The sequence below is a fragment of the Cellulosilyticum sp. I15G10I2 genome (assembly GCF_900095725.1).
GTDB lineage: Bacteria > Bacillota > Clostridia > Lachnospirales > Cellulosilyticaceae > FMMP01.
In genome coordinates this window covers 471,592-490,224 of the sequence record NZ_FMMP01000009.1, presented here as the reverse complement: position 1 = coordinate 490,224, position 18,633 = coordinate 471,592, and the positions used below count along the sequence as shown (strand labels likewise).

Below are 18,633 nucleotides of genomic sequence, written 5' to 3'. Positions count from 1 at the left end.
TATGAGAACAAGCATACAGCTAAAAATCATTATGATTTATTTATCTGTCATAGTTATTGTAATGATGGTTATTGGTACTTTTATCGTTTATAAAATCGAAGAAAGAGACTACCAAAGTATTCAGACGGATCTTGAGAAAATCGCAGCAGAGATGGAAGTACGTCTTAACTGGCAGACGGGCATTTCTAACTCAGAAGATATTAAAAATAAGATGCCTATTCTTAATGAGAATCATATTTATATTTTAGATCCGCAGGGTCGGGTAACGCTTGGCACCAATGCGGATCTGCAAGTCGGTGATACGGTTAAATCAGAAGTGGTTATACGGGCAATCAATACGAGGCGTCCGGCTACTGCAGGGATTATGCATTTTGCAAACAAAAGAACTGGGCCTAAATATACAGATCATGCAAGACCGGTTAATGACCCTATAACAAATGAGATCACAGCAGTTATTTATGTCTCGGCAAGTATAGAGCGGGTGTATGAGAATATGGAAGAAGTCATGAAAACCATCTCCCTAGGTGCAATTGTTGCAATGAGTATTACGGGGATGTTTGGTTTTGCTTTTTCAAAAATGATCACATCCCCTATTAAGCAGCTGACAACAAGTGCAAAGAAGCTTGCAGCAGGAGATCTGATTAAGCGTATTCCAATAGAATCCAATGATGAAATCGGAGAACTTACCCAGAGTTTTAACTATATGGCGACGCAGCTTGGTAATACAATGGAAGCTATTATTAGCGAAAAAAATAAGCTGGAAAAGATATTTGAACATATGGCCGATGGGGTCATGGCTTTTGATAGGGAAGGGGTGCTGATTCATACAAACTCCATCTGTTATGAGATGCTGGGGGCACTTAATATGAACCATCGTTTTGATTATATCTTTCCTAAACTCGGCATGAAAGTATCTTTTGATGAATTAATAGAAGGTGAAGGGGCTGTGGTGGCTGAAGAGATGCTGGTGATTAATGGTAAGTACCTTAGTATGCATTTTGCGCCTTATGTCAGTGCAAAAGACGAGCCGGATGGTCTCGTTGTTGTGATGCAGGATGTAACGAAGCAGCAAAAGCTTGATCAGATGAGAAAAGAGTTTGTGGCGAATGTATCCCATGAGCTTAGAACACCGCTGACCACTGTTAAGAGCTATACGGAAACCCTAATGGATGGGGCTATTGATGATAAAGAGTTGGCTATGAATTTCCTCGGCGTTATGGATAAAGAAGCAGATCGTATGACAACACTTGTTCATGATCTTCTGGAACTATCAAGGATTGATAATAATCAAATTCAGCTGAACTTTAGAAAACTTGATATTAAGCACTTAGTAGAAGAAACGATTGAAGCACAGACGATTCATATTAATAAAAAAGGGCATAAGCTGATTTATGAAACAGATGGGGCAGCGGATTATTTTATTGATGGAGATGGCGTCAGAATCAAGCAGGTGCTCCATAATATTCTTTCAAATGCGATTAAGTATAGTATAGATCCTGGAACTATTCATATTAAGATCTTTAAGGGCTCTGATATTGCCATTTGTATTAAAGATACGGGGATAGGTATTCCTATGCAGGATTTAGATCGGATCTTTGAAAGGTTTTATCGGGTTGATAAAGCCAGATCTCGGAAAATGGGAGGGACAGGACTTGGGTTATCTATCGCTAAAGAACTGGTAGAACTCCATGGCGGTACGATCAAGATAAGCAGCAAGGTCGGACGGGGTACAACGGTTACCTTGCATTTTATGCCTTCTGCTATTTAGGGAATAAGCGGTTTGACAGGTATCTGTTTTTTTCACAAACTCGTCCTATTTTTCGAGCCGTATTGTAAAATAAACGTTATTACGATGTAATCAGTTTGTAATAATAATAAGCTATAATGTAAGAGAATATAATATATCTATAAGGAAAGGGGGATTCGACCAAGTGAAAATATCAAAATATCTTATAATGTTTTTTGCTTTTGTAAGTATTGGCTTATTTAGCGGGACAATTTATGCTTCAGATGAATCTAACGTAAAAGTAGAGACAGTTATTAAGAATGACAAAAAAGTTGATATTATCGTAAGTGAAGATAAATATGTGCGAATCTCCGAACTTGCAAAAGCGAGTACCTCCACCTTTGAAAGTAAGATGAATATTATGGGGGAGACCAAACAAGGTACAGATATCGTAATAGAAGTTTACAATACAAAAACAGATAACCTATCACTTTCTAAAAATGTAACCAGCTACACGCTTAATACTGTAGGGATTACAGAAACTTTTAATCAGCTTATAGAGCTTCTTGAAGGTGAAAATAAAGTGGTATTAACTTATACGAATGAAAAAGACAAAAAAGATAAACTACAGATGATTTTTTATATTACAAGAGAATCTGAAGAAACAAAAGAACTTCTTAAGAACATGCGTGTTTATGCAGGCACTAAAGATGCAGGATTAACCAGTACAATCAAAACAAATGCCTTAAAGTAACAGGTGATAAAATGAGAAAAAGTATCATAAAAATTGCAGTATTGGCAATGCTTATTGTATTATGTATAGGGCAAATGGTAACGTTATGGCTTGGCGATATGTCAGGCCATAATTTTTTAGGCAAAAATGCCACGCTACATAATATGATTTTAGTTCAGCCAAAGACAATGTGGGTCAGCACCGGTAAACTTGCCTATAAAATAGAAGAAAGCAAAAGAGAATACAATGTGCTTATTGAGGAGTTTACAAATCTCATAGCCGCAAATAAAAAAAATATCAAACTAGAAAAAGAGGCTTCTATAACGTACGAAGATCTTTTAAGCCGGCAAGGTATACTTTACGAGTATGACCTTGGGATTAATCTCCAAGAACTTGTGGGAAGCGGCATGGATAGAATACAAGATGATCTTGCGATGCAACAGGTTTTTATAGATATGAGCGTTTATAATGATCATAAGACAAATCTTTATTTTATTACGGATGATTTACAGAGCATATATAAAATTATTATCTATAAGAGACTTCAGGGACACCAAAAGATGGTAGAACGGTTTAATGATCCGGATATTACAAGGGAGCTTATAGGCTATCAGCCAAGTATCACTTCTAATAAGAGGCAATATATAAAAGGCAATAGTTTTTTGCCCTTTATTACAAAGGAAAATCCTATTACGTATGAAATACTCAAGGTAAGTAATCCAATAGAAGCCCAAGAGGGAAAAGAAAAAATAGAGCTTTTAGAAGGCTATGTCAATTCTTTTTTTTCAAATCCTCTACTTAAGGCTGTGGATGAAAAAGAAAATGGGAGTGTTATTTTTAGTGAAAATATAGGGGCTATTGTAAAATATGAGCCTGAAGGAACGCTGGAATTTAATATTACATCAGCAAGCCAGGAAACAAGATTATCTAGAATTGAGAGGCTTATTGCGGTGATGGAGTTTATAGAAGACTGTCGGGGGATACCGGAGTTTCTAAAAGAAGGCATTTACTTAAGTGAGATAGTAAACCATGGAGAAGCTTATACGTATAAGTTTAATTATAAGTATAAGGGCTTTAGTGTACATCTGACCCATCAAGTTAAAGAGGAACTAGGTCTTGATAATATACTTGAAATCACTATAAAAAATAATCAAGTGGTAAGAGGAAAATGGAGCATTCTTGATATAGACGTTTATGATGGCGCAGCCTTGGTAACGGACAAGGTATCACGAGGTTTTGATGAAATTATAGATAGTATGTATGAGCGCTATCTTAAAGATAAATATAATGCGGGGCAGTTAGATGCGCTGCAGTGCCGCTATATTATGGATATGACCGAAGGAAAATTAAAGTTTAATTGGCTGGTGTGTTATGAAGGGCGTTGGTATTATCCATAGGGGGATTAACTTGTTATATTAAAGGTATAAGATGAGGATAAGGAGGCGTGGCGGATGAATGCGGGCAAGGTATTAACGAGGCTGATACAAGTGTTTTTGGCAATTAATATCTTATTACTAATGATGAATGTTATTAGAATTACAACGTCTTATGTGCTAGGTAGAGACAGAATAACTAATATTACATCCATATTAAGTAGCAGAGATATCAGCATTGATGTGCCGCTCCCTAGAGTTTTTATTCCTCAGAGAAAAGGGGCCATTATTATTCCGGAAAGCACCACAGAAGCCAGGGAACAAATCGTTAAGTCGCTTCTTTCTCCAAATCTTGAAGATATTCTTATTTCCACTGAAAATAGCAGCAATAGTAATAAGAAGCCTAATAGAATCTATACGAGAAATGGCACCTCTATTACTTTTGCAGGAGATAATATTACTTACCGCAATGCAAATATTAGAGCGGATCAACCCATCAAGTTAAGAGCGGCTAAAAGTATGAGCTGGCGATTTATTCACAAGGCGGGACTTAAGAAAGTTTTTAAGAACGCCTTTGTTGAGGTTATAAGCCAAGAAGAAGAGACTGTGCTGATTTATTATCCTCGATTTGAAAACATTCCTATTTTTGATAGTTATATTACGTTTCATATTGCTAAGGACGGGATAATAGAGGCGTTTATGCATATGGCCAACATTGAATCATTAAGAATTATTAATACAAGATATACTATTTATCCTATAGATATCGTTTTATTTGGCATTGAAGATAATTTAGATCTTGAAAAACCAGTTCGCATTACCAACATCGTATTAGGATACCACGCACTTAATGCAGAAGGGATGGATATTCTGCAGCAGGAGATTGTACCCACGTATAAGATTTCAATCGATGGTTTAAATGAGCCGTTATTTGTTAATGCTTATACTAACAAAGAAATAAAATAAACTTTTTATTTGAAGGGTTTAATGCTATAATATAATGTGGTATCAAGTATGTGGGATGATTATAAATAATTATTAAGAGGTGTTCAGGTTGAGCGAGTTGTGTATACGTGGTGGTAAACGCCTTATTGGAGATGTAACCATTAATGGAGCTAAAAATGCGGCAGTAGCTATTTTGCCAGCGGCTCTTTTAGTAGATGGTATTAGTGAAATAGAAAACTTACCTTATATAGATGATGTTATAAAAGTAAAAGAAGCCATGGAAGGATTGGGTGCAGTTACTGAGTTTATTGACGCGCATACCCTTAAAGTAGATGCTTCTACTGTTTATGATTATAATGCAACTCAAGATTATATAGGGAATATAAGAGCATCCTATTATTTAATAGGTGCACTTTTGGGTAGATTTAAAAAAGCTGAAGTTGCCATGCCTGGAGGCTGTAACTTCGGGGTTAGACCTATAGATCAACATATTAAAGGCTTTGAAGCATTAGGCGCAAAGGTTGTTATAGAACATGGCATGATTAAAGCTTATGCAGACAGACTTGTGGGTACAAAGATATATCTAGACGTAGTAAGTGTGGGGGCGACGATTAATATTATGCTTGCAGCCGTACTTGCAGAAGGGACGACCCTTATCGAAAATGCAGCCAAAGAACCTCACGTGGTAGATGTTGCCAACTTCTTGAATATGATGGGGGCAGAGGTTAAGGGCGCAGGGACAGATGTGATCCGTATTAAAGGCGTTGAAAGACTCTCAGGCGGCAAGTATTCAGCAATCCCAGATCAGATTGAAGCTGGGACCTATATGATGGCCGCTGCTATTACTGGGGGCGATGTTTATGTACGTAATATTATTCCAGAGCATATGTATTCAGTAAGTCTTAAGATGATAGAGATGGGTATTGAGATCGAAGAGGGGGATGATTATGTAAGAGTCATCGCACCAGAGATCTTAAAGGCCACTAATGTTAAGACCCTGCCTCATCCTGGCTTTCCGACAGATCTTCAGCCACAGATGGCAGTACTCCTTAGTGTAGCTAAAGGAACAAGTACAATCATAGAAGGTGTCTGGGATAATCGTTTTCAATACGTTGATGAATTAACACGTACTGGCGCCAATATTAAAGTGGATGGACGTATGGCCGTGGTAGAAGGTGTATCTACGCTTAGTTGTGCAAAGCTTGCAGCAACAGACCTGCGTGCGGGAGCTGCAATGATCATAGCAGGGCTAAGAGCAGAAGGCGGCGAGACCGTTATTACAAATGTCAAATATATTGACAGAGGCTACGAGACCATAGAAAAAAAACTAGCAGCCCTCGGTGCAGATATACAAAGAAGACCTAGTAAAGTCACAGAAGAAGACTGTTAATAAGAAGGCTAAAAATAAATAGTAAAAAGAGGCTACTTAAAAAGTTTATTAAACTTTTTGAGTAGCCTCTTTTTACATTGCATTAGTTTTTATTAGTTGATACCCATTCGTTATCTTTATCGGATTTTTTTGTTTTTGAATTATTATTTGACTGGTTGTTTGATTCGAGATTGTGAGATGCTGCCCACGCATTATCATTCGCATCTTTACATTTTTTGTGCATCGTATAGCCTCCTGAATAGTTGTAAGAATTATATTCGCCTTTAGTGTATGTAGAAATTATAAAAATATACATTGCAAATTGACATAATTATTATTTATTTATGTAAAGTAATAGTGGTTTAAGAGGATTAATTACCAAAAATAATAGTAAATAACAGGCGCTAGGTGATGTGATAGTAATTTTATATTAAATAACAAAATTACATAAAATATTCCATAATAAGATAAATATTGACAAACTAATGGTGCTACAATTATAATCAACTGGTTGAGATAAAATATAATGACTAAAATATAGTGACTGAAAATAGAAAATATTACTATAATAAGGAGGGAAAGCATGAAAGATTTAAAGTTAAAAAGAACAAAACAGTCCATACGGACAAATTTGATCGTCATCCCATTAATTCTTGTATTTATTGCTGTTTTGGGTATAGGGGGCGTATCTTCCTATTTGATAAGAAACAGTATGCTTGAGCAAATGAGAGAAGATGGATTAGAAATAGTTAATCAGGTAGCGCACCAAATAGAAATTTCTACGCTTTCATCAAGAACAGTTAATGAAATGATAGAAGATAATATCAGAGCTGTGGGAAGGAGTATTATTACACAGCAGGACTATTTAACGGATGAACTACTGATACAGATTGGCAAGGATTTGGATGCTGATGAAATCAATGTATTTAATACCGATGGAAAAGTCATATTTTCAAATTTTCCAAAGGATAACCTAGGTTGGATCGCGCCGGAAGACCATTTTGTTCAAATCATTTTAAGAGAGAATGAACCGGAATTAATGGAGAATATTCGAAAAAGTTTATCCAGCGAGGACTATTATAAGTACGGCTATTTAAAAAGTCCAAAGGGCGAGATTATTCAGGTGGGAATTATAGCTAATAAAATACAAGCATTATCTGATCAGCTCAGTTACCAAAATATTGTTGAGAAGTCAGCACAGGATAATAATGTAGTCTATGCACTTTTTATAGATAAAGATTTACAGGCTATTGCCCATAGCAATAGAGACAGAATAGGTATCACTCTTACAGATGAAGGCAGTAAAATGGCAGCAGTAGATGGCAAACCCTATACATCAGAGTACTTTTATGAAGCTGAAAAAGTTATGGTATATGATGTTTTAATGCCTGTGGTGATTGGTGGCGAGCATATTGGAGCGATCAATGTAGGTCTTTCCATGGCAATGATGAACTCTGCCGTACGCCAAAACTATATTTTGGTAAGTTTATTAGGCTTATTAATCTTTACTGTATTAGGATACATACTCTTTAAAAAGTGTAATTATGTAGTAAAGACACTTAATGTAACGAAGGAATATCTAAATACAACTGCTTCCGGAGACTTTACAGCGCAAATTCCAGAAAAATACCTTCATGCACAGGATGAACTTGGAGAGATTGCGCGTGCGATAAAAACTATGCAAGAGTCTATTAAGGAAATGATTCAAAAAATAGCCAATACTTCTGGGCAGCTGGCTTCTGCCTCACAGCAATTAACCTCCACAAGTAGCCAATCAGCCATAGCTGCAAACGAAGTAGCTAAGACCATTGAAGAAATGGCTAAAGGTGCAAACGACCAAGCAAAGGATACTGAAAAAGGAGCAATGGCTGCGACTGAATTAAGTGAAATTATTGAAGAAGATTTAAAAGATATGATAGCCATAAACAAAAAAATAGGCACCTTAAGAATGCTAAAAGATGAAGGAATAGATGTCATCAAGCAGTTGACAAATAAAACAAGTGAAACTAGCAGTGCGATTAAGTCGGTACATGAGGTTATTTTACAAACAAATAATAGTGTTGAAAAGATAGGAACGGCTACTAAGATCATTAATAATATAGCAGCGCAGACTAATCTATTAGCGCTTAATGCTGCCATTGAAGCCGCAAGAGCAGGTGAAGCAGGCCGAGGCTTTGCCGTTGTGGCAGAAGAGATTAAGAAACTAGCCGAGCAATCTACAGATTCTGTAAAAGAAATAGATGAGGTTATTGTAAGTCTGCAGACCAACTCAACGAGTGCCGTTGTAACAATGGAAAATGTAGCAGCAATACTTGATGAACAAGTACAGTATGTTGATAACAGCAGTGATAAATATGAGGGAATTGCTAATACAGTAGAAGAAATAAAGACAGTGGTTGATAAATCCAGCACTTCAGTAAAACATATGGAGCAAAAGAAAAATCAATTTGTAAGTATTATAGAAAACCTGGCGGCTATATCAGAAGAAAATGCAGCAGGCACCCAGGAGGCCTCAGCATCTGTAGAAGAGCAGACGGCAGCAATGGAAGAAATCGCTAATGCCTGTAAGTCACTGGCACAACTGGCAGAAGAAATGCAAGAAGGTATTGCACTATTTAAGTATTAAAATAAATAGAGGACATTTAGGGGACAGTTATTTAAATAACTGTCCCTTGTGTATTACAGTAATAAAAATTATATGGACTCTTAGTAGATATATAAGTAAAAAATAAGACATCAAGACATATTTTGGTGTCGAAAGTCGCTAACGAAAGTTATGTGCAAGTTGAATATACTATGGTAATATTAAGTGGGATTAACTAAAAAAGGGGAATATTATGAAAAAATATTATTTTTTATTTTATCTGCTGATATTTACTGTCTATTTATTACCTTTTATTCCGTTATCAGTTAAAGGAATTTTAGGTGTTACTTTTATAATAATAAGCAGTACAAAAATAAGCCTAAAAGCGGGTCTGGCTACCGCTACACTGTGCATAATATTGGCTTCTGGCAACCTCATTTTTAATATAAATGTAGATTATAAAAGAGCAATGGTCAACGCACTTTTAGGCTCTTCATTATATTATATAACTGCATTTTATTTTGGAAATCTTACACGGAGTCTTAAAAATAGGAATCAGGAGTTAGAACATGAGATAGAAAAAAGAAAGAAAGTGGAAACAGATCTGAAGAAAGAACTGATATTATTTAAAGGTTTAATGGATAGTATTCCAAGCCCTATTTTTTTCAAAGACTTAAATTTCAAATACATACACTATAATCGTGCTTTAGAAGACATTTTAGGCATAAGTGGCAGTGAAGGCGTGGGTAAAACTGTATATGATTTAGAGGAGTCTCAATTAGCTAGTATATATGAAAAAATGGATTTAAAGCTTGCTGAAGATCTAGGTGATCAAACTTATGAAGACGTTGTTAGATTTGTTGATGGTAGCTTAAGAAATATTGTTTTTAATAAATCTATCTTTAAGGATGAGAATGAACTACCTATCGGAATAGTAAGCGTTATGACAGATGTTACAGAGAAAAAGGAGACTGGCCTGCTTAAGCAGATCATCTTAGACAATAAGCAAATGATCAAGCAATTATTAGAAAATGATCAAATAAAAACAGAGTTTTTCTCTAATATTTCTCATGAACTGCGCACACCGCTTAATGTCATTTTAGGTTCTGTACAATTAATGGATTTATATACTGGTGATGAAGAGTATATGCGTAGTAAGGAAAAGGTGGTACGAAGTGTAGCTATTATGAAACAAAACTGTTATAGATTATTAAAGCTTGTAAATAATCTCATAGATATTTCTAAAATTGATGCTAAGGCCTTCAAGCTACATCTTAAAAACTGCAATATCATAAGTGTTATTGAAGAAATCACGCTCTCTGTATCTGAGTATATTGAAAATAAGGGTATCAAACTTATATTTGATACAGATATAGAAGAAAAAATAATGGCTTGTGATGATGAGAAGATAGAGAGAATTTTATTAAACTTGCTTTCAAATGCTGTAAAATTCACGCCGAAAGGCGGCGTTATATTTGTTAATGTCCATAATAAGGATAATGGGTTATGCATTAAAGTTGAGGATACAGGAAATGGTATGCCGGATGATAAACAGAGTCAAGTTTTTAACAGATTTTATCAAGTAGATGAGATGTTTACAAGAAAGCATGAGGGCAGTGGAATAGGACTGAGCCTTGTAAAATCTCTTGTTGAAATGCACGGGGGAACAATCAAATTTGCAAGTAAAAAGGGGATAGGGACAACGTTTATCATACATTTGCCGTTCAGGCTGACTGAAAGCCAGGAAGTGCAATACAGCACGACTACAAAACAAGACCATATTGAACGCATCAGTGTAGAGTTTTCAGATATCTATTCTATTAGTCACTGCGGTTAAAGAATAACTCATGGTGTCAGGGCACTATAGTTATTCAGTTTTATAAGTCTGGTGCGTTTACAGAGGGAGTTCTTTGCCTTATGATAGAGGGTAGAGAGATAGGACAGTTAGAGGAGAGACAGTATGAAAATAGATATCATTTGTGTAGGTAAACTCAAAGAAAAGTATTTAGCAGCAGCAGTTTCAGAATATGTAAAGAGGCTGTCGAAATATTGTAAGCTTGATATAAAAGAAGTTCCTGATGAAAAGGCACCAGAAAGGTTAAGTGAGAAACAAGAGCTCGAGATTAAAAATAAAGAAGGAGAGGCTATCCTCAAGCATGTTAAAGAAGGCGCTTATGTGATAGCTCTAGCGATAGAAGGCAAGATGTATAGTTCAGAGGGGCTGGCGGATCAGATTGCAGATTTAGGTGTAAGGGGCAAAAGTCATATCGTATTCATTATAGGAGGGTCTCTGGGCTTATCTGATGGTGTTTTAAAAAGAGCAGATGAGAAAATCAGTTTTTCAAAGATGACCTTCCCGCATCAGCTTGTAAGGGTTATTTTGCTGGAGCAGATTTATAGGTGTTTTCGGATTAATAATGGGGAACCTTACCATAAATAGGGGAGGTTTGGTCTTGTAGGCCTTGATAATAGTGAAGTCTAGAATGATTAATTGGGGTGTTGTGGTACGGTACCGTATCATAAGTAAAGGAACTGTATAAATTAGTTCTTTTGTGTATCGGGTGAATCCGCAAATAAATTCAGCATTCTCCAGCTGCTCAGTTGCGCGTTTCTAAAAATCTAACTGGTTTTTTCAAACGAACGCCGCAAACTCACTTCGTTCAAACAGTGCGAGCTAAATACCGTTTGAAAAAACCAGTAAGATTTTCTTAACGAAACACTCCACAGGCAGCTTCCGAATACTGAAATTACTTGCTAACCATTGATTGAAGTACACATAAACTAAACATAAAGAGTTTTTCCTTTTTGTGGATGGTTTGTGGTGAATTCATTCTATCAAAGTTAGAATATTTTTCTATTGTTTGATCTTCAATTTTTAGGTGAAAGAAAAAATAATTAAAAATGCTGTAATTTCGGAGTGTGAAGCACTATTTAATGAATTATCATGAATAATTCAGGTCTAGGTATGCATTGTATTAAAATAAGAAGGAATTTAGAGAGTTTTGTAGAAATAATAAGAATAAAGATAAAAATAATCATTACGAAATAAAAATCTGACTAGACGGGGTGAAGGACATGCGAAGACATCCCATTAAATGGGGGGCTAGAAGCTTTTCACATAGGTTTGCTACAGAGGTAGTTAGAAGTATAAATAAGTCTCAAGGTAACGGGGCGTATGCATCATCAGAACCGAAGATGCAAAGCATGCCTCAGGCATCTATAATATACTATATATTAGAGTATTATAGCTACAATGACTATCAAGCGAATGATGGGTTTCCTATTCCGAATAAAGAGCAAAGAAAAAATAGATACATAGAATATGGCGAAATTTACTATGGATTTGGTAAATGGGGAAAAGTTCCCGACAAATTTTATTATCATTTAGACACTCCGGATAAAAGAGAGAAAGAAATAAAAAGCCTAAAAAAATTTACTTTCTTAGAAGGGTTACTAACCTTTATTTTATCTATGGTTCTAGGCTTAGGACTCGGTGGTCTTATAGGGATTCTGATAGTAGCTTATAGTGTTTTTTCAAGAACATCATGGTTTGGGCCTGGTGAAGGAGGAGACTTCATGACTAGATTAGGGTTTATAATTGGGCTAATAATATTTGTAGTTTTCTCATCCTTTATTATTAAATCAAAGGGAAATATTGATATATAGACTGATTAATCAGAATAGGTACTTATATAAGATTATTAATATTTTTTAGTTGAGGTCAGTATTGTTGTAGAAAACATACGAAATAAAATCAAACAGAAGGGTTTCGATCTATTATATTATATAGTCAGGGAACTATAGAAAAGAAATCTTTTTGCCTGCTCATGGCAGAAATCGATTTGTAGAAGCCTAGTTTATCTACAAGGGTCAACTTAACATATAAAAAATAATCTGCTATAGTTTTCTTAATAAGCTTGTAAATTAAAAGGGTAAGTCCATGTTATCTTTAATATGGGTTTATCCTTGGTAATTTTATAGGGTCCAGTATAGTATTATGGAATGACTAGCTGTTGTCCAACGTAGATAATCCTATATCAGTCATACCAGTATTTTCATAGATAAAGGCCTCCGGGGATATGCTTAAGTTCAGGAAAACTGAATAAAAGGTATCTCCAAGCTTTAATAGAAGGGGGGATAGTTATATATAGGATTATTGAGGTTAAATAGTATCATAAATCACGGAAATATTGATTTGAATCTAAAAATTGAGTGAAGTTATGGAGGATTATGTGAAAAAGTTAAAGAGAAAGGACTTGGTAATGATCAGTTTTTGTGTTCTGTCCTTAATTATTATAGGATTTTTGAGAAACTATGTTTATCAAAGAGGTATTAGCGAAATTGTAAGTAATATTATGAGAGAACACGAGGTAATTGAAGAAGGCAAACTTAAGCAGGAGGGACTAGAGTTTTATATTAAAGTAAATGGTGTATACTATGATATGGACGAGCAAGGCAAGGTAAGATTCTTTAAAGACGTGGAAAAGATGATTACTAGAGAATTTAGTCGCCTTTCAATTAATCAAATTGAGTTTCCAGGAATCAAAAAGTATAGAGTGCCAATAGGAATTTATACTATTTATGTTGATGCTGGCAACAGTAAATATAGATATAGAATGGATAAAATATTCTCTAATAACGAGGTTATATATGATCATTCGGCTTATGAAATGGAGCAGGACAAATTAATACGAGAAAATAGGATTATGAATTTAAAAGCCACAGGTTTATCTAATGGAAGGCATGACTTGTCAGAGTACGAGGTTATACAGATTTTAGGGGAACCATCCTCAAAAGATGATGGTACTTATTATACTCATACAGTAGGTACAAAGCATTTCAAGTGGTCATATGAACGAAATGGCAAAGTAATCAAAGTGATACACGTAATAATACATAATGATAAACATTATGTGACGGTGGACAATACATATTACTATGGTTATGATGAAGCTAAGTTTGAGGCTGGATTATAAAAGGAAATTTAGCTGCTAAAAAATGAACTGAATAATTCCTGAAAGAAGACTTGGGGATGTTTCGAGGCCACTGAAAAAGTCGAATAATATGCTGTGTAGTTTGGATTGTCCTCCTGGGCTTAGCGAAGAATCTAAGAATTTAAGCCATTTTAAAGATTCTTCATTTTACTACGTTCCATTCAGAACTCTCACGCGTTACCTGCACCACCATAAACTAATACTAATGATTTCTCCCCGTTGAGGCTATACTGTAGCTATGACACAAGTTCGATTGTCATTGTCACATATAGGTGATTCGGAATTTGAAATTAAGGGTTTGAGAAGGCGACGGTCCTTGCTTGCTAGATTGATAGGTGTAAAAACCGCCGATACAACGATACGGTGAACCATACCATAAATAAGTGATATATATAGGAATGCTTAGTAGCTGGTAACTACTAAGCATTCCTAAAGTGAGATGTTTGATTTATTAATATTTCTTCTAAAACTTATTACCATCTCTGTTAAATAGTCTCACGTACTCTACTACATCCTTAAAATTCACCCAAGAAATACCCACCTTTTGATCTGCAGCGCCATAGCTGATGATAAGTGTATCATCCACTACAACGCCTCCCGTCGCAAATAGACAGGGGCAAATGAATTTATCCGGCATCTCCCATTTCTGCTGCGCATACATGAGCCTATCAGAGCACCGATGAATAATTTCAGGGAAGTCATTTTCTTTCTCCTTCAAAATCATAAAGGACTGGGTATAACCATACCCCGGATAGGTCTTACCATGATATTGCAAAAGCCACTCTCCATCTCCCAACTTTATAGGAGCCCAACTGGCACCGATCCGCTCCTTTTCCCAATCAAACATGCCTGCTGCTAAGAACTTATGGGTAGCCTTCGAAGTAGCCAAATCCTTTATATTTTCAGCTGCTGCCAGCATCATAGAGGGGTTGGGATATCCTTTTCCTGCTTCAAAATATTCAGGATTGTGAGGCCGGTGGAGCATCACGTACTGAAGCTTTCCATCGATCATCATTTTTTCTGAGAATAGGAATACATCCCTGTTGTCATCCACATTAGGATCTGTCAAATTACAGACATAGGAAAAGGCATTTTCATAGTCTTTGTTTTTTAGATTCTCTAAATCTAGCTTAAAAAGAACCGTAGTAGTATCATTTTTATAAGCAGCCTTTCCAAAATGATTTCCTTGTTTTCTGGCCCAGGCGGGCATGTTTTCAAACCGAATTTCTATTCCTCCTACCTCATCCTTCTTCCAGTACGGTCCAGGTGGGAACATACGACATGCTGCTGACACGTATAATTGTCCTTCTACTTCAAAAATTCTTGGATCTTCTATACAGCCATTGCTATAGTTAACTACCCGATTGCCTTCATCATCAGTAATATAAATTTTATCGGGTTCGTATGCCATTGCCGGTGCTAATGCGAGCTTGGAAAAATCAGCCTCCCAGGTTTTACCCAAATCCTCACTTTTGGCATATCCTAAAAAGATCGGATAAGGGTCAAGCCTGCTGCCTTTCATCCTTTTGTGAGGCCAAGGTCCGGTGGAACGGAAAAGCATATGGAGGCTTTTTGTTTCTGGGTCTTTGACAATGGCAGGATTAAGCACCATGGTATTAGCCCAGGGGCAGCTCTCTCTGGGCTCTAAAGCTGGTTCGGGGGAATAAGTGAATGTTGGTTTCATAAGTTTACTGCTCCTTTTACAATTTGATTGTTATAAAAATGATAAATCTATTCCGCCAAATAGAATATCAGTAATTGGGACATTGTTTTTTATTTATGGCCCAAAATTTAAAGGAAAAGGCACAACAATGCAGAATATGTTTTATATGATTGATTTATCATTTCTAAGGAGCGAACCTATGAAACAAACAACACAGCATAACATTGATCTGGATATCAAAATTCCTTTAGGAAACATTATCATTAACGTCTTCTGTATCAACTATGAGGCACCTATTCCAGGATGGGGTTACGGCAACCATTCCCACAGCAGCTATGAACTGCACTTTATACCTTATGGCAGAGGTCTACTGAGGGTATCCAATAAGCTGTACGATATTGAACCCGGTATCTTTTACCTTACTGGACCCGGTGTGTTCCATGACCAAAAAGCAGAACAGCAGAATCCTATGGGTGAATACTGTATCAATTTTGAATTCGAAGTGAAAAAGCAGCCTCGCACCAAAAATAAATTATATTTACAAGAAGAAATTGATGACATTCTTAACCGGCTTCTTAGCACAAATTTTTGGTTCGGAAAAGATAAGTTTTCTACAACTGAGTTATTTGAGAAGCTTATTTCAGAGATGGAAAATCAACGTGTAGGGCATTACACCTATATTCAAAACCTCATTTCGCAAATTATATTAAACGCTCTTCGCTGTTACAGTCCCAAGGAAAAGTCAACCTATTCCATTCCTAAGAAAATATTGAACGATTCTAGAAGGTATATCATAGACAAATATTTTGAACACATAGATAGGCCCTTATCTAGAAAGGAGTTGGCATGTGCTATTGGCACAAGTATCCGACAACTGAACCGCATCCTGCAGGAATACTATGCTATGAGCTTTAAGGAAAAGTTGTTTGCGAGCAGGCTAGAGCAGTCAAAACATCTCCTTCTAAGTACGGACCTGCTCATACAAGATATAGCTTTTAAAACAGGTTTTTCAAGTCAGAGCTATTTCAACAAAGCATTTAAGGAATACTATGGAACCCCTCCGGGCAAATACCGTAGCAGCCATAAATAAGTTTATAACATCCCCCTATACATAAAATTGAGGTGCAGTGTTTAATTATGACTAAAAAGATGTTTTAAAACTTGCATAATAAAGAACCTCCTATTGATGGCTATCCAGTACTTGACTTGACAGAGGAGAATGATCTCAATCAGGGGCTTGCGGAAGTATTTATGGATGTTGTAGTATTTTAACTTATAAAGTTCCTAAGAGACCTATTTTTGTCTTTTAGGAACTTTAATTTTTAGGTGGTAATAATAAACTTTAAGTTGGTATAATAGAGTTGTAGTATTTTGAATACTGGATGAAGATTAGGGTGTATTTGTGAGAAAAGGGGATGGACTATGCTGTCAGAAAAGATAAAACACAAGTTCTACAACTTAAGTATAGGGTTGAAAATTTCTATGTTTTATTTTGGGTTAATTGTTGTCTCAACTTGTTTGAGCAGCTGGATGTTTAATAAAATTTACTTAGATATTACCCATAAGAAGGTAAGCGAAGTTTCTATTCAAACCTTAAATTCTATTCAATCCAATATTAACCTAATGATTAATAATGTAGACAGTTACTCTAAGATGATTCTCTCTGACAGTGACCTTCAAAATTTACTTCGCAAGGGGAATGTTTATTCGGATTTAAATGTGCAATCAAAAGTAAGTAATTATTTATATAAATTTATTCAAGCAATACCTTTAATTAAGTCGGTTTATGTATTTGATAATACAAATAATATTTATTCTGTGGGCGCTCAAATATTGCCAACGCTCCAATCTGACCAAATCAAATATGCAGAGTGGTATAAGGAAGTGGTACAAAAGAAGGGCGGATACATTTTAAGGCTTAACGGAGGGGGGATAGCGTTTCATAACACTCAGGACAACTATGTTTCGCTTATTCGTCTTATTAGAGATATGGACACTACAGACACACTTGGTATATTAGTCATCAATATCCCAGAAAAAGCATTTAGTCAGGCGTTTAGCAGCCTAGCAGGAAAAAAAGAAAATAATGTGGTCATTTTAAACGAACACAATGAGGTCATTATTAGTAACTTTAATACTGGGAAAATAGAGGCTAAACAAGTAGAACAAGATAAGTTTATTGATTTTGAAAGTCAAGTTATTCAGGCAGCAAATGAATGGTTAGATACAACCTCGGCGACTAAGATGAAAAAAATCGATCAAACAGAGTATCTTGTTTCCTATGTTTCAGAAAATAAGTATAACTGGAAGCTTGTAAGTATTATGCCATTTGCGAAGCTCTTCGAAGAAAACGCTGTGATGAGTTTAGTAGGATTTGTCATTATATTATTTAATAGTATTGTATTATTTATAAGTGCAGTGAGCATATCACGTTTGATTACAACCCCTATTAAGGACTTGCTCAATTCAATGAAGGATGTAGAAAAAGGGGTATTTAATGAAGTACAGGTAAAAACACAAAGTCGTGAATTTAAGAGGCTCTGCAAGGGCTATAATATCATGATTATGGAAATAAAAAAATTAATTGGCCGGGTCATTGAAGAACAAAAGATTATTAGAAAAACAGAGCTCTATACGCTGCAGGCTCAGATTAAACCACATTTTCTATACAATACGCTTGATTCCATCAATTCCCTAGTTCTTTCTGAGTGTACGGAGGAGGCCAGCTCTTTAGTTGAAGCACTCGGCAATTATTATAGGGCCAGTGTCAGTAAGGGTAAAGAAATCATAACCATTGGGGAAGAAATCAATATGGTTAAAAACTATCTTAAAATACAACAGGTAAGATATCCTGATTTATTTACTGTTAAATACGATATTAATACAGAGTGCTTAGACTATAAGGTACCCAAGCTCATTTTGCAGCCACTTGTGGAGAATGCGTTGTATCATGGCATCAGACCACTTAATAGAAATGGGATAATAACGGTGGGGGCAGATAAACAAGAGGGCGTGGTAAGGCTTTGGGTACAAGATGACGGCGTAGGTATAAAGCCGGAACAACTTGATGCTATTATTAATAGTAAGCTGGGAGAAGGCACGGGAAGTTTTGGATTAAAAGGAACACTAGAAAGAATACGTATTATTTATAATGGCAAAAATGCATTTGAAATCAAAAGCAAACCGCACGAAGGGACAGAGATTATATTATACGTTCATAATGACAACGAAGAGGAGGACTAAAGG

Annotated in this window: 14 protein-coding genes; 12 read left to right on the top strand and 2 right to left on the bottom strand. The window is 35.8% G+C overall.

Annotation, left to right across the window (positions count from 1 at the left end; translation table 11 throughout):
- The first annotated feature begins 1 nt into the window (after position 1).
- From BN3326_RS10850 to BN3326_RS10830, 5 genes are all read left to right on the top strand, one after another.
- Complete coding sequence (locus tag BN3326_RS10850) at positions 2 to 1,768, top strand: ATP-binding protein (protein WP_069999248.1); 1,767 nt, start codon at positions 2 to 4, stop codon at positions 1,766 to 1,768.
- 163 nt (positions 1,769 to 1,931) lie between these two features.
- Entirely contained in the window at positions 1,932 to 2,480 is a 549-nt protein-coding gene (locus BN3326_RS10845) for a hypothetical protein (protein ID WP_069999246.1), read from the top strand.
- Positions 2,481 to 2,491: 11 nt separating this feature from the next.
- The gene (locus BN3326_RS10840) at positions 2,492 to 3,856 is read left to right on the top strand and encodes a hypothetical protein (RefSeq protein ID WP_069999244.1); all 1,365 of its coding nucleotides are present in this window, start codon (positions 2,492 to 2,494) and stop codon (positions 3,854 to 3,856) included.
- Positions 3,857 to 3,910: 54 nt separating this feature from the next.
- On the top strand, positions 3,911 to 4,798 hold the full coding sequence (gene yycI / locus BN3326_RS10835) for a two-component system regulatory protein YycI (protein ID WP_069999242.1): 888 nt from the start codon (positions 3,911 to 3,913) through the stop codon (positions 4,796 to 4,798).
- An 88-nt stretch (positions 4,799 to 4,886) separates the two neighbouring features.
- The gene (locus BN3326_RS10830; RefSeq protein ID WP_069999240.1) at positions 4,887 to 6,167 is read left to right on the top strand and encodes a UDP-N-acetylglucosamine 1-carboxyvinyltransferase; all 1,281 of its coding nucleotides are present in this window, start codon (positions 4,887 to 4,889) and stop codon (positions 6,165 to 6,167) included.
- A gap of 82 nt (positions 6,168 to 6,249) precedes the next feature.
- On the opposite strand, the gene BN3326_RS21995 is transcribed toward BN3326_RS10830, so the two are convergent.
- Positions 6,250 to 6,390: a hypothetical protein gene (locus BN3326_RS21995; protein ID WP_171903815.1), complete on the bottom strand. Its 141-nt coding sequence runs from the start codon at positions 6,388 to 6,390 to the stop codon at positions 6,250 to 6,252.
- Positions 6,391 to 6,729: 339 nt separating this feature from the next.
- On the opposite strand from BN3326_RS21995, the gene BN3326_RS10825 reads away from it, so the two are divergent.
- From BN3326_RS10825 to BN3326_RS10805, 5 genes are all read left to right on the top strand, one after another.
- Positions 6,730 to 8,772: a methyl-accepting chemotaxis protein gene (locus tag BN3326_RS10825; protein ID WP_069999239.1), complete on the top strand. Its 2,043-nt coding sequence runs from the start codon at positions 6,730 to 6,732 to the stop codon at positions 8,770 to 8,772.
- 211 nt (positions 8,773 to 8,983) lie between these two features.
- The gene (locus BN3326_RS10820; protein ID WP_069999238.1) at positions 8,984 to 10,567 is read left to right on the top strand and encodes a sensor histidine kinase; all 1,584 of its coding nucleotides are present in this window, start codon (positions 8,984 to 8,986) and stop codon (positions 10,565 to 10,567) included.
- Between the two features lie 123 nt (positions 10,568 to 10,690).
- Positions 10,691 to 11,170: a 23S rRNA (pseudouridine(1915)-N(3))-methyltransferase RlmH gene (gene rlmH, locus BN3326_RS10815; protein ID WP_069999236.1), complete on the top strand. Its 480-nt coding sequence runs from the start codon at positions 10,691 to 10,693 to the stop codon at positions 11,168 to 11,170.
- A 635-nt stretch (positions 11,171 to 11,805) separates the two neighbouring features.
- The gene (locus BN3326_RS10810) at positions 11,806 to 12,396 is read left to right on the top strand and encodes a hypothetical protein (protein ID WP_069999234.1); all 591 of its coding nucleotides are present in this window, start codon (positions 11,806 to 11,808) and stop codon (positions 12,394 to 12,396) included.
- Positions 12,397 to 12,962: 566 nt separating this feature from the next.
- A complete protein-coding gene (locus BN3326_RS10805) occupies positions 12,963 to 13,706 on the top strand; it encodes a hypothetical protein (protein ID WP_069999232.1) in 744 nt (247 codons plus the stop codon).
- A 481-nt stretch (positions 13,707 to 14,187) separates the two neighbouring features.
- Here the strand turns inward: BN3326_RS10805 and BN3326_RS10800 are convergent, their stop codons facing one another.
- Positions 14,188 to 15,408: a glycoside hydrolase family 130 protein gene (locus BN3326_RS10800; RefSeq protein WP_069999230.1), complete on the bottom strand. Its 1,221-nt coding sequence runs from the start codon at positions 15,406 to 15,408 to the stop codon at positions 14,188 to 14,190.
- Here BN3326_RS10800 and BN3326_RS10795 point away from each other — a divergent pair.
- Complete coding sequence (locus tag BN3326_RS10795) at positions 15,392 to 16,477, top strand: AraC family transcriptional regulator (RefSeq protein ID WP_069999229.1); 1,086 nt, start codon at positions 15,392 to 15,394, stop codon at positions 16,475 to 16,477. The genes BN3326_RS10800 and BN3326_RS10795 overlap by 17 nt on opposite strands.
- 332 nt (positions 16,478 to 16,809) lie before the next feature.
- Complete coding sequence (locus tag BN3326_RS10790) at positions 16,810 to 18,630, top strand: cache domain-containing sensor histidine kinase (protein ID WP_069999227.1); 1,821 nt, start codon at positions 16,810 to 16,812, stop codon at positions 18,628 to 18,630.
- Positions 18,631 to 18,633: the final 3 nt, after the last annotated feature.

Bases quoted from the DNA above. Each gene is read 5' to 3' on its own strand.
- BN3326_RS10850 (WP_069999248.1), top strand. From the start codon at position 2: ATGAGAACAAGCATACAGCTAAAAATCATTATGATTTATTTATCTGTC.
- BN3326_RS10840 (WP_069999244.1), top strand. From the start codon at position 2,492: ATGAGAAAAAGTATCATAAAAATTGCAGTATTGGCAATGCTTATTGTA.
- yycI (WP_069999242.1), top strand. From the start codon at position 3,911: ATGAATGCGGGCAAGGTATTAACGAGGCTGATACAAGTGTTTTTGGCA.
- BN3326_RS21995 (WP_171903815.1), bottom strand. From the start codon at position 6,390: ATGCACAAAAAATGTAAAGATGCGAATGATAATGCGTGGGCAGCATCT.
- BN3326_RS10825 (WP_069999239.1), top strand. From the start codon at position 6,730: ATGAAAGATTTAAAGTTAAAAAGAACAAAACAGTCCATACGGACAAAT.
- BN3326_RS10820 (WP_069999238.1), top strand. From the start codon at position 8,984: ATGAAAAAATATTATTTTTTATTTTATCTGCTGATATTTACTGTCTAT.
- rlmH (WP_069999236.1), top strand. From the start codon at position 10,691: ATGAAAATAGATATCATTTGTGTAGGTAAACTCAAAGAAAAGTATTTA.
- BN3326_RS10810 (WP_069999234.1), top strand. From the start codon at position 11,806: ATGCGAAGACATCCCATTAAATGGGGGGCTAGAAGCTTTTCACATAGG.
- BN3326_RS10800 (WP_069999230.1), bottom strand. From the start codon at position 15,408: ATGAAACCAACATTCACTTATTCCCCCGAACCAGCTTTAGAGCCCAGA.
- BN3326_RS10790 (WP_069999227.1), top strand. From the start codon at position 16,810: ATGCTGTCAGAAAAGATAAAACACAAGTTCTACAACTTAAGTATAGGG.